At 67.8% G+C, this 12,834-nt stretch carries 10 protein-coding genes; all 10 read left to right on the forward strand.

Annotated features, from left to right (window positions below; genetic code table 11):
- The first annotated feature begins 45 nt into the window (after positions 1-45).
- Entirely contained in the window at positions 46-822 is a 777-nt protein-coding gene (locus tag ACZ5Y9_RS01555; RefSeq protein WP_464472070.1) for a cohesin domain-containing protein, read from the forward strand.
- A gap of 50 nt (positions 823-872) precedes the next feature.
- A complete protein-coding gene (locus tag ACZ5Y9_RS01560) occupies positions 873-2,684 on the forward strand; it encodes an amidase family protein (protein WP_464472071.1) in 1,812 nt (603 codons plus the stop codon).
- Positions 2,685-2,774: 90 nt separating this feature from the next.
- Entirely contained in the window at positions 2,775-3,953 is a 1,179-nt protein-coding gene (gene recF / locus ACZ5Y9_RS01565) for a DNA replication/repair protein RecF (protein WP_404596974.1), read from the forward strand.
- Positions 3,950-4,477, forward strand: a complete 528-nt coding sequence (locus ACZ5Y9_RS01570; RefSeq protein ID WP_247633412.1) for a DciA family protein — start codon at positions 3,950-3,952, stop codon at positions 4,475-4,477. The genes recF and ACZ5Y9_RS01570 overlap by 4 nt, the downstream gene beginning before the upstream one ends.
- 118 nt (positions 4,478-4,595) lie before the next feature.
- Positions 4,596-6,680, forward strand: a complete 2,085-nt coding sequence (gene gyrB, locus ACZ5Y9_RS01575) for a DNA topoisomerase (ATP-hydrolyzing) subunit B (protein WP_247957262.1) — start codon at positions 4,596-4,598, stop codon at positions 6,678-6,680.
- A gap of 77 nt (positions 6,681-6,757) precedes the next feature.
- Positions 6,758-9,316 (forward strand): DNA gyrase subunit A, encoded by a 2,559-nt coding sequence (gyrA, locus tag ACZ5Y9_RS01580; protein WP_247624046.1) that lies wholly within the window; start codon positions 6,758-6,760, stop codon positions 9,314-9,316.
- A complete protein-coding gene (locus ACZ5Y9_RS01585; protein ID WP_247624045.1) occupies positions 9,313-9,717 on the forward strand; it encodes a DUF3566 domain-containing protein in 405 nt (134 codons plus the stop codon). Before gyrA ends, ACZ5Y9_RS01585 begins: the two co-directional genes overlap by 4 nt.
- Before the next feature lie 187 nt (positions 9,718-9,904).
- Positions 9,905-11,173 carry a sensor histidine kinase gene (locus ACZ5Y9_RS01590; RefSeq protein WP_464472072.1) on the forward strand — a complete coding sequence of 423 codons (1,269 nt, stop codon included), beginning with the start codon at positions 9,905-9,907 and terminating at the stop codon, positions 11,171-11,173.
- Entirely contained in the window at positions 11,161-11,850 is a 690-nt protein-coding gene (locus ACZ5Y9_RS01595) for a LuxR C-terminal-related transcriptional regulator (protein ID WP_247624043.1), read from the forward strand. The genes ACZ5Y9_RS01590 and ACZ5Y9_RS01595 overlap by 13 nt, the downstream gene beginning before the upstream one ends.
- Complete coding sequence (locus ACZ5Y9_RS01600) at positions 11,847-12,797, forward strand: hypothetical protein (RefSeq protein ID WP_464472073.1); 951 nt, start codon at positions 11,847-11,849, stop codon at positions 12,795-12,797. Before ACZ5Y9_RS01595 ends, ACZ5Y9_RS01600 begins: the two co-directional genes overlap by 4 nt.
- Positions 12,798-12,834 lie beyond the last annotated feature (37 nt).

Here is a 12,834-nt window from a genome sequence, read left to right on the forward strand (position 1 = left end):
TAGCCGTGCAGCCGAGCTCGTCTCTCCAGACGAAAGACGCTCCGCATGCCCGAGATCCCCCCTGCCCGATTCCGCCGGTTGCGAGAGCTCGCATCCGGCGTCGCATTCACGGCCGCGACGCTGCTCGCGTTCGGTGCGGCATCACCCGCCTCGGCCGTGGTCGTGCCCGACTCGTACGAAACCGCCACCCTCACCGCCGCTCCGACGTCGGTGTCCGTCGGTGACACGATCACCGTCAGCGCGGTGTTCACCGGTCTGGTCGACGCCTACGCGTACGAGCTCGACATCGCCTACGACCCCGACCTGCTCGCGTTCGTCGCCGACAGCGAGATCCTCCCGACCGGCGGCTTCGGATCGGCGACCGACTCGGGCAGTGAGATCGCGGTCGCCGCGACCCGGCTCGGCACCTCCCCCGGTCTGACCGGCACACAGACCCTGGTCACACTCACCTTCACCGCACTCGAGGCGGGCGACGCCTCGCTCGACATCGCGAACGGACGCATCGTCGACTCGAGCACCGCATCGTCGACGGTCGATTCCGATGCGCCGGGCACGTCGACGACGGTGGAGATCACCGCCGATGAGGACACGGAGCCGGGGCCCGGTGACGGAGGCTCCGATGGTGGCTCCGACGGCGGCGATACCGACACCGGTTCCGGATCGGGTTCGGGTTCCGGTTCCGGTTCCGGATCGGGCACGACGACGGACGGCTCGCTCGCCGTCACGGGCGCGGATGCCGCACCCTGGCTGATCCTCGGTGCGGGAGCCATCGCCGCCATCGCGGCGGGCACCGTCATCGCCGTTCGACGGAGGACCCGATGACCGCGCACGACACCCGAGCAGAGAAGCCGAGAACCAGGAGAGACACCACTGTGAAGAAGACCACCCTGCGGATCGTCGCCGCCGTCTCGGTCGTGGGTTCCACGATCGTCGCGGCCGGGATGGCGAGCGGAGCAGCGACGGCGGCGGCACCGGCCACCGTCAGCCTCCCGCCGTACTACAGCGAGCTCGACGTGACCGGTGATGAGATGGTGACGGCCGCGGATCTGTCCGTCGCCGCCGAATCCCTCGGTCTCACGGCGTCGTCGCCGGACTGGTCCCGAGTGGCCGTCCTCGATACCGATGCCGACGGCGAGCTCACGATCCTCGATCTCGCCGATCTCTCGCAGCGGATCATCTACGACGACGGTCCCTTCGAGCTCGTCGAAGCATCCGTGATCGACATGCAGGCGGCGATGAATGCGGGAGTCGCGACCTCCCAGAGCATCACTCAGGAGTACCTCGACCGGATCGCCGCGTACGACCGCACGGTCGTGCCCGGCGGAAGCCGTCCGCTCAACTCGATCATCACGGTGAACCAGAAGGCCCTCGCCGATGCGGCTGCGGCTGACCAGATCCGTGCATCCGACGGCATGACGAGCATGCTGCTGGGCGTGCCGATCGCGCTGAAGGACAACTACGACACGGTCGACATGGTCACCACCGGTGGATGCGCCTGCTGGAACGAGAACCAGACCGCGACCGACGCGTCGATGGTGCGCGGACTCCGCAGCGACGGCGCCGTGATCCTCGCGAAGGCCAGCCTCGACGAGTTCGCCTACGGATTCGTCTCGGAGTTCTCCTCGTTCCAGGAGCCGGGAGCGACGTCACTCGTGGCGAGCCCGTACGACACGACGCGGACGGCCGGCGGATCCAGCGGTGGCACGGGAGCCGCGATCTCCGCGAACCTCGCCGGCATCGGCTTCGGCACCGACACGGGTGGGTCGATCCGTGTCCCGTCGTCGTACAACCAGCTCGTGGGTGTCCGCCCCACGGTGGGTCTGGCCAGCCGCGACGGCATCATCCCGCTGGCCCTCTCGCAGGACACCGGTGGGCCGATGGCCCGTTCCGTCATCGATGCCGCCGTCGCTCTCGACGCGGTGGTGGGAGTCGATGACGCCGATCCCGTCACCGCACGACAGGAGGGCCTCGTGCCCGAGTCGTACACGTCGTTCCTCGACGCGGATGCGCTCCAGGGCGCGCGGATCGGCTACGTCTCGTCGATGGTGGGAACCAACGCCGGCACCGTGCGACTCTTCTCCGAGGCGACCGCAGCGCTGACCGCGCAGGGCGCGACCGTGGTGCCGATCACTCCTCCGTCGGGGTTCTCCGCCGTTCTGAACGAGGGCTCCGGGTCGACGAACGAGTTCCTCCACGATCTCGACGAGTACATCGCCACGCATCTCGGCCCCGATGTCGAGGCGCGCACTCTGACCGACATCCTCGCGACGAACAGCTTCGTCACCTCGCGGCGGTCGATCTACGTCGCGCGCAATGCGGTCACCGAAGCGACCTACCAGGGCTGGGCGGGCGAGACCGGTACGCACACCGTGCAGCTCGCGGCCGGCAAGACGCTCGTGACGCAGATGATGGAGGATCTCGACCTCGACGCGATCGTCTACCCGAGCACGAACGCCTACGGGACCCAGGGAACCAACATGCGGCTGAGCCCGAACACCGGGATGCCGTCGGTCACCGTGCCGATGGGGCAGACGATCGCGGGTGAGACGCTGCCCGGCAGCGGCGTGAACCTCGAGTTCCTCGGACGCGACTTCGACGAGGGAACCCTCCTCGGTCTGGCGTACGCGTTCGAGCAGGCGACGGATGCCCGCACGGCGCCGTCGCTCTACGGCCCGCTGCCGTGATCCACGACCGGCGACTGCTCGAACAGCTCGGGCAGTCGCCGGTCCGGCTCCGCCGGGGAAGATGTCCGACCCCGAAGGTAGGCTGACTCCGTGATCGTGGAGCATCTGAGTCTGGTGGATTTCCGCAATTACGCGACCGCCGAACTCGCTCTGCACCGCGGACCGAACGTCCTGGTCGGCCGGAACGGGCAGGGAAAGACGAATCTCGCCGAAGCCGTGGTCTTCCTCGCCACGCTGGGCTCGCACCGGGTCTCGTCCGATGCCCCCATGGTGCGCGACGGACAGGAGTTCGCGATCATCCGCGCGCGACTCTCGCACGGGGAGCGCAAGGTGCTCGCCGAGGTCCAGGTGAATCGGCAGGGCTCGAACAAGGCGCGCATCAACGGCTCCCCGTCGAAGACCAACGAGCTGCCGCGTTACGCGCACGTCGTGCTCTTCGCCCCGGAGGATCTTCAGATCGTGCGTGGCGACCCGTCGTCGCGCCGCCGTTTCGTCGACCAGCTGCTCATCCAGCGCACGCCTCGCCTCGCCGCCGTGCTCGCGGACTACGACCGTGTGCTCAAGCAGCGCAACGCGCTGCTGAAGTCGGCCCGGGCCCGCGGCATCCGGGGTGAGGGACTGAGCACTCTCGACGTCTGGGACGACAAGCTGGTCGCGCTCGGCTCCGAGATCATCGTCGCGCGCCAGCGCCTGGCCAACGACCTGCAGCAACCGGTCGCCGATGCGTACGCCGCGATCGCGGGTGCCGATCATAGACCCCAGCTCGAGTGGGCGCTGTCGATCCGCGGCGGGGATCCCGAAGAAGACGAAGACGATGCCGCCACCGCGTCCGAGGATGCCGTGACGCCGGCGGCCGTCGCCGAGCAGTTCCGCGCGTCGCTCGCGTCGAAGCGCTCGAACGAGCTCGATCGCGGTCTCACGCTGACGGGTCCGCATCGAGACGATCTGGTGCTGCGCGTCCGCTCGCTCCCGGTGAAGGGCTACGCCTCGCACGGCGAATCCTGGTCCGTCGCGCTCGCGCTGCGTCTCGCCTCGGCCGAGCTGCTGCGCAGCGAATCCCCGGCCGGCGACCCGGTGCTGATCCTCGACGACGTCTTCGCCGAGCTCGATGCCGACCGTCGTCAGCGGCTCGCTGCGCTCACGGCGGGCTACGAGCAGGTGGTGGTGACCGCGGCCGTGGAGGAGGATATCCCCGAGGTGCTGCATGCGCACGTCGTGCGGATCACCGCGGGAACCATCAGCGACGAGCGGTCGGGGGGCGACGAATGAACGACATCGTGAATCCGGCATCCGTTCCGGCATCCGAGACCTCCGCCCCCGAAGCGCCCGAGACGGTGGCGACCTATCTGCGTCTGCGGGGACTCAAGCCCAGCGCCAAGAACTGGCGCAAGAAGAAGCGCGTCTCGATCGACGACGAGAACGCCCCGTTCGCTCCCGGCCGCGACCCCGGTGCCCTCGGCGCCGTGCTCGACAAGCTCAGCCGCGACTCCGGTTGGCAGATCACCCTCGCCCGGGAGGACCTGGTGCGGCAATGGGCCGATCTCGCCGGTGCCGATACGGCGAAGCACTCGGAACCGGTCTCGCTGGAGCGCGGGCTGCTGACGGTGAAGTGCGATTCCACCGCGTGGGCGAAGAACCTGCAGTACATGCGGGCGACCATCCTCACCGAGATCGGACGACGGTATCCGGATGCCGGCGTCGAGAACCTGCGCTTCATCGGACCGGACGTCCCCTCCTGGAAATGGGGTCCCAGAGTCGTTCCAGGGCGGGGCCCGCGCGATACCTACGGGTAGGGCACCATGCAAGGGGGTAAAACCTCTCAGAGGCCCACACGCGGCCGTTGAGCGATATTTCGAGAGAAAACCCGGCTAGACTGGGAGTTCGCAATATCGATGTGGAGAATGTCTTCTGATGACGCCTGAATCCCCCGCCGACGAGTCCGAATCGACCACCGGGGGAACCCCCGACCCTTCGACGGGTGCGACCGGAGGAACATCGAACGCACCCGCGGGCGATCTCCCCGAATACGGGGCCGACTCGATCCAGATCCTCGAGGGCCTCGAGGCCGTGCGCAAGCGCCCCGGTATGTACATCGGGTCCACCGGTCCGCGCGGTCTGCACCACCTGGTCTACGAGATCGTCGACAACTCGGTCGATGAGGCGCTGGCCGGCTACGCCGACACGATCCTGGTGACCCTCCTCGCCGACGGTGGCGTGCGCGTGGTCGACAACGGCCGCGGCATTCCCGTCGATCCGCACTCCTCCGACCCGACCAAGTCGACCGTCGAGGTCGTCCTCACGATCCTGCACGCCGGTGGCAAATTCGGCGGCGGCGCCTACGCCGTCTCGGGCGGTCTGCACGGCGTCGGCTCCTCGGTCGTGAACGCGCTGTCGACGCGCTTCGAGGTCGAGGTCAAGCAGAAGGGCTTCGTCTGGCGGCACAGCTTCGCCGACGGCGGCGCCCCGCAGCAGCAGCTCGAGAAGGGCGAGGCGACCGACGAGACCGGAACCGCGATCACCTTCTGGGCCGATGGATCGATCTTCACCGAGACGACCGAGTACGACTACGACACCCTGCGCACGCGCTTCCAGCAGATGGCGTTCCTCAACAAGGGACTCCGCATCGAGCTGAGCGATGAGCGTCCGTCCTCGACCTACGAGATCGAGGAGAACGGGCAGACGATCGAGAAGCAGCCCGGCGACGTCTTCTTCTACGAGCGCGGACTCGTCGACTACGTCGAGTACCTCAACAAGGTGCGTCACGCCGAGGTCGTCACCGAGGAGATCATCGCGTTCGAGTCCGAGGACACCGAGCGCAAGATTTCGCTCGAGGTCGCGATGCAGTGGACCACCTCGTACACCGAGAACGTCTTCACCTACGCGAACACCATCAACACGCACGAGGGTGGAACTCACGAAGAGGGCTTCCGCGCCGCACTGACCACCCTGGTCAACAAGTACGCGCGCGCGAACAACCTGCTCAAGGAGAAGGACGACAACCTCTCGGGCGACGACGTGCGCGAGGGGCTCACCGCCGTCATCTCGATCAAGCTCGGCGAGCCGCAGTTCGAGGGACAGACCAAGACCAAGCTCGGCAACACCGAGGCGAAGGCGTTCGTGCAGAAGGTCGTCGGCGATCAGCTCGGCGACTGGTTCGAGCGCAACCCGAGCCAGGCGAAGAACGTCATCCGCAAGGCGATCGATGCGGCGACCGCGCGCCTGGCGGCTCGAAAGGCACGGGAGACCGCGCGTCGCAAGAGCGTCTTCGAGTCGGCCGCGATGCCCGACAAGCTCAAGGACTGCACGAGCAAGGACCCGTCGATCAGCGAGATCTTCCTCGTCGAGGGTGACTCGGCCGGCGGTTCCGCGGTGCAGGGTCGCGACCCGCACACGCAGGCGATCCTGGCGCTCCGCGGCAAGATCCTCAACGTCGAGCGCGCGCGCCTCGACAAGGCCCTCGGCAACAAAGAGGTCCAGGCGATGATCCAGGCCTTCGGCACGGGCATCGGCGAGGACTTCGACATCGAGAAGGCCCGCTATCACAAGATCGTCCTGATGGCGGATGCCGACGTCGATGGCCAGCACATCACGACGCTGCTGCTCACCCTGCTTTTCCGCTACATGCGCGGACTCATCGAGGCCGGCTTCGTGTACCTCGCGATGCCGCCGCTGTACCGCCTGAAGTGGTCGAACTCGCCGCACGAATACGTGTTCAGCGATGACGAGCGCGACGCGCTGCTCAAGTACGGCCTCGACAACGGCAAGCGCATCCCGAAGGATGCGGGCATCCAGCGCTACAAGGGTCTCGGCGAGATGAACGCCAAGGAGCTGTGGGAGACCACGATGGATCACTCCACCCGCACCCTCCGTCAGGTGACGATCGAGGATGCCGCGGCCGCCGATGAGATCTTCAGCGTGCTGATGGGTGAGGACGTCGAATCGCGCCGCACCTTCATCCAGCGCAACGCCAAGGACGTCCGCTTCCTCGACATCTGACGCCACCCTGGGTCCCTGAGCTTGTCGAAGGGTCCCGGATGCTTCGACAAGACTGAACGACCGGAATCGAAAACCACATGACTGACGAAGAACGCCCCGTCCCCGAGCACGACCACGGCCGGATCGACCAGGTCGACCTGCAGTCGGAGATGCAGCGCAGCTACCTCGACTACGCGATGGCCGTGATCGTCGGCCGCGCGCTGCCGGATGTGCGCGACGGCCTCAAGCCGGTGCACCGCCGCGTGATCTACGGCATGTACGACGGCGGGTTCCGCCCCGACAAGTCGTTCTCGAAGTGCGCCCGTGTCGTCGGCGAGGTCATGGGTCAGTACCACCCGCACGGCGACTCGGCGATCTACGACGCCCTCGTCCGTCTCGTGCAGCCGTGGTCGCTGCGGTACCCGCTGGCACTCGGCCAGGGCAACTTCGGGTCGCCCGGCAACATGGGAGCCGCCGCCCCGCGATACACCGAGACCAAGATGGCCCCGCTCGCGCTCGAGATGGTGCGCGACATCGAAGAGGACACGGTCGACTTCACCGACAACTACGACGGTCAGACCCAGGAGCCGACGGTCCTCCCGGCCCGGTTCCCGAACCTCCTCGTCAACGGCTCGGTCGGTATCGCGGTCGGTATGGCCACGAACATCCCGCCGCACAACCTGCGTGAGGTGTCGGAGGCCGCGCTCTGGGCCCTCGACAACCCCGGCATCACCCGCGAAGAACTGCTCGACGGCCTGATCCAGCGCGTTCCCGGCCCGGACTTCCCGACCGGCGCGCAGATCCTCGGCACCAAGGGCATCCACGAGGCGTACCGCACCGGCCGCGGATCGATCACGATGCGCGCCGTCGTCAACGTCGAGGAGATCCAGGGTCGTACCTGCCTGGTCATCACCGAGCTGCCGTATCAAGTGAACCCCGACAACGTCGCGGTCAAGATCGGCGATCTCGCCCGCGACGGCAAGATCACGGGCATCGCCGACATCCGCGACGAGTCCTCCGACCGCACGGGTCAGCGACTGGTCGTCGTGCTCAAGCGCGATGCCGTCGCCAAGGTCGTGCTCAACAACCTGTACAAGCACACGCAGCTGCAGGAGAACTTCGGCGCGAACATGCTCGCGATCGTCGACGGCGTGCCCCGCACCCTCGCGATCGACGGGTTCATCAGCCACTGGATCGCGCACCAGATCGAAGTGATCGTGCGTCGCACGCAGTTCCGCCTCAACGAGGCCGAGAAGCGGATGCACATCCTGCGCGGATATCTGAAGGCGCTCGACGCTCTCGACGAGGTCATCGCGCTCATCCGCCGGTCGCAGACCACGCAGGAGGCGAACGAGGGACTCCAGAAGCTCCTCGACATCGACGAGATCCAGGCCGAGGCGATCCTGCAGATGCAGCTCCGTCGCCTCGCCGCGCTCGAGCGTCAGAAGATCATCGATCAGGCGAACGAGCTCGAAGCGCTCATCACCGACTACAAGGCGATCCTCGCCGACGAGGGCCGTCAGCGCACGATCATCCGCGAAGAGCTCACCGGCATCGTCGACAAGTTCGGCGACGAGCGCCGCACGCACATCCTGCACGGCTACGACGGCGACGTCTCGATGGAAGACCTCATCGCCGAGGAGGAGATGGTCGTCACCGTCACGCGCGACGGCTACATCAAGCGCACGCGCAGCGACAACTACCGCTCCCAGCACCGCGGCGGCAAGGGCATCAAGGGCGCCCAGCTGCGAGCGGATGACATCGTCGAGCACTTCTTCGTCACGACGACGCACCACTGGCTGCTGTTCTTCACCGACAAGGGTCGCGTGTACCGCGCCAAGACCTACGAGGTGCCCGAGGCCGGCCGCGACGCGAAGGGCACGCACGTCGCGAACCTGCTGGCGATGCAGCCCGACGAGAGCATCGCTCAGATCCTCGACATCCGCGACTACGCGGTCGCCGAGTACCTGGTGCTCGCCACGCACAACGGTCTCGTCAAGAAGACCCGCCTCGAGGCGTACGACACCAACCGTCAGGGCGGCGTCATCGCGATCCGCCTGAACGACGACGACGCACTGGTCGGCGCTCTGCTGGTCGATGCCGAGGACGACATTCTCCTCATCAGCCGCAAGGGCATGTCGGTGCGCTTCCAGGCCACCGATGAGGCGCTGCGTCCGATGGGTCGAGCGACCGCGGGTGTGAAGGGCATGAAGTTCCGCGAGGGCGACAGTCTGCTCTCGGCGTCCGTCGCCGCCCCCGGCCGATTCGTGTTCGTCGTCACCGACGGCGGGTACGCGAAGCGCACGGCGGTCGAGGAATACCGCGTCCAGGGACGCGGCGGATTCGGCATCAAGGTGGCCAAGCTGCACGACGATCGGGGCACTCTCGCGGGTGGTCTGATCGTCTCCGCAGACGACGAGGTCCTTGTGGTTCTGTCCAGCGGCAAGGTGGTACGCTCTGCCGTGGCCGAGGTGCCCGCCAAGGGCCGAGACACCATGGGAGTGGTGTTCGCCCGGACGACGGAAGCCGACCGGATCCTCGCGATCGCCCGCAACGGCGAACGTGGCCTCTCCGACGAAGACGACACGGATGAGGCGGATGCCGCAGCAGACGTCACCGAGACGACAGAGACCCCCGAGGAGAGCACGGACGCATGAGCACGGTAGCCGACAAGCTCGCGAAGAAATCCACCCGTAAGACCGGTGGCAAGCAGGTTCGCCTGCGCCTGGTCTACGTCGACTTCTGGTCGGCCGTGAAGCTCTCCTTCCTCGGAGCTGTGGCCCTCGCGGTCGTCACGATGGTGTCGTTCTTCCTGATCTACCTCGTGCTGCAGGCGACGAACGTGCTGACCACGGCCGATTCGTTTCTCGCGGGCATCACCGACAACGCGTTCAAGCTCACCGAGGTCGTCGGACTTCCGCAGGTGATGGCCTTCGCTGCCGTCGTGGCGATCCTCAACCTCATCGTCTTCACGGTGCTCGGCGCCGTGATCGCGGGGATCTACAACCTCGCTGTGAAGGTCACCGGCGGCCTGCTCGTCGGCTTCATGTCGAACTGACCGATTTTCATGGAGGGGCGGATGCTGCGGCATCCGCCCCTTCGTCGTGCTTCGCTCGCTCACGGACCGGTTCCTGAGCGAGGAGCGTAGCGACGAGACGACGGGCGCACGGGGGTAGGGAAAACCCGAACCCAGGTGTCCGGGTTCCTCGGTGTCGGCGCGATCTGCGCGCCCGTACCTTGGAATCATGACGACACAGACTGCGACCCCGCCGCAGGCGACGGCCGTGAAGCCGCCGCTGAGGATCCCGCTCACCATCCTGCATCTCGCGGGAGTGGGCGTCATCGGCGGCATCATCAACGCGACCCTCATCGGGATACTCGGAACCGGCCTCGGACTGCTCTTCGCCTTCGGCATCGGGGTGGTCTTCCTCGTCGGCCTGGTCTACGCGCTCTTCGGCGTCGGTTGGTTCGAGGTCGCCCGGGTGAGCGCGCTCTACCGCACGCCGATCGCGCCGCTGCGTCTGCGGCCGCGCGAACGGCCCGGCTTCGGCGGGTGGCTCCGTGCTCTCGGCCGCCAGACGATCGACGGACGCATGTGGCGGGCGCTCGCGAACTTCGCGATCGCCGTGGTGCTGGGCTTCATCGTGCTGCGTCTCGCCGCCGCGTTCGCGTGGTCGGTCGTGATCTCCTTCGCGCCCCTCACCTCCGCGGAATCGGTGGTCGGTCCGTTCGGCGGTGGCGCCGTGCTCGTCGCCTGGGCCCCGCTCGTCGGCGTCCTCGGGATCGCCGCGTCGGTCGCCGGCATGATCGGTCTCGCCCTTCTCCACCGCACGCTGTCGCTCGCGATCGTGGTGCGCAGCCGTGAGGCCGAACTCACCGAGCAGGTGCGCACGACCACCGCGCAGCGTGAGGGAGCCGTGCGCGCCGCCGACGTCGAACGCACCCGCATCGAGCGAGACCTGCACGACGGCGTCCAGCCGCGACTCGTCTCGGTCGGCATGACGCTCGGGCTCGCCCAGCAGAAGATCGAGACCGATCCCGATGCGGCGAAGGAACTGATCGCCGAGGCGCACACGTCCACGAAGGCCGCCATCACCGAACTCCGACAGCTCGCCCGCGGCATCCACGCCTCGGTGCTCGACGACCGGGGACTCGACGCGGCCCTGTCGGCACTCGCCGGTCGCTCGCACATCCCGGTCTCGCTCGACGTCCGCATGGACGGACGATGCAGTCGTGAGGCGGAGGCGGCCGTGTACTTCTCGATCGCCGAGTCGCTGACCAACGCCGCGAAGCACTCGCGGGCCAGCGAAGCGCGAGTGACGGTGCGGATCCGCGAGGGCAACACGCTCTGGGCCCGCGTCGAGGACAACGGCATGGGCGGCGCGCAGGTGCAGCCCGGTGGCGGACTCGACGGGATCGCCAACCGCGTGCTCGCCGCGGGAGGGACCTTCCGCCTCGAGAGCCCGCAGGGCGGCCCGACCAGCCTGGAGGTGAACGTGCCATGCGCATCCTGATCTGCGAGGACTCGGTCCTGCTGCGCGAAGGTCTCGTGCGTCTGCTCGAGGACGCCGGCCACGAGGTCGTCGCGGCACTCCCCGACACCTCGGGACTCACCGAGGCGGTCGCCACGACGGATCCGGAACTCTGCATCCTCGACGTGCGCCTGCCCCCGACGTTCACCGACGAGGGCATCCGTGCGGCGCTCGGACTGCGGTCGACGCATCCGTCGCTCGCCCTCCTCGTGCTCTCGCAGTACGTCGAGGAGCGCTACGCCTCCGATCTGATCGCCGCACAGGGCGGTCCGCTGGGCTACCTGCTCAAGGACCGGGTCGCCGATGTCGCCGAGTTCCTGCAGTCGGTGCAGCGCATCGCGGAGGGCGCGACCGTGCTCGACCCCGAGGTGGTGGCGCAGCTGCTCACGCGGCGCAATCGCGACGATCGGATGCTGCGGCTCACCGAGCGCGAACGCACCGTGCTGGCGTTGATAGCGGAGGGCAAGTCGAACCAGGCGATCGCCGGACTCCTCTTCGTCTCGGAGGCGAGCGTCGAGAAGCACATCACCTCCATCTTCCAGAAGCTCGGGTTCGAGCAGGACGAGTCGGGAAACCGCCGTGTGCTCGCCGCCCTCGCCCACATCGAGAACACCGGCGGTCCCATCCCGCCGGCCACCCAGAACGGAGCGGCGCGATGAGCACCGACCAGAACGACCACCAGGGCGGACACACCCCGCTCACTCCCCCGCCGGCGTCCGCGCCGCCCCAGCCGACGGCATCCGTTCCGCCCACGCCCCCGCCGACCGCGCCCGGCGGGCCGACCGGTACCGGTGCACGATCGGGCGGGGTGACCGCGATCGCGATCGTCACCGCGGTGGTCGGCGGAATCGCCCTCGTCGGTACGGCGGGGACGGCGGCGATCGGGGCTATGAGCAACGTCAGTGTCGCGAGCAACGCGGGTGGTGACACCGTGCAGGGCATCGACGTCGACGGCATCGACTCGCTCACCGTCGACGCCGATGCCAGCAGCATGCGTGTGGAGTTCGGCGACGTCGATCAGGCGGAACTCTCCATCTCGAACCGCCGTGGCCCGGACTGGACCATCGAGCGCGACAGTGACGAACTGGTGGTGCGCAGTCCCGACAATCGCTGGGACTGGTGGTTCGGCGACTGGGGCCGTGAGGGCGAGGTCGCCGTGCTGACCCTGCCGGAGGCTCTCCGCACCGACGCGATCGACGCCGACCTGACGCTCGACGCCGGAAGCCTCGACGTCGTCGGTGACTTCGGTGCTCTCGACATCGACGTGAGCGCGGGGGCGCTCGATGTCGAAGGGTCGGCGACCGCTCTGGCGGTCGACATGAGCGCGGGCCGTGCCGACATCGTCCTCGCCGACGTCGACGACGCATCACTGAGCGTCTCGGCCGGAGAACTCAATGTCGAACTGACCGGAACCGCCCCGACGCGGACGACGGTCGAGGTGAGCGCGGGCTCGGTCGACCTCACGGTGCCGGATGTCGCGTACGACATCACCCAGAGCGTCGACGCCGGGTCCCTCGATGCTCGGGTCGAGCAGTCCGCGAGCGCCCGACGCAGCATCGAGGTCTCGCTCTCGGCCGGTGGCGTGACGATCCGTCCGGGCCGCTGATCGCCCATGAGCGCGGGGACTCGCCCGGGTCCCCGCG

It is taken from the genome of Microbacterium sp. T3-8, from assembly GCF_055398145.1.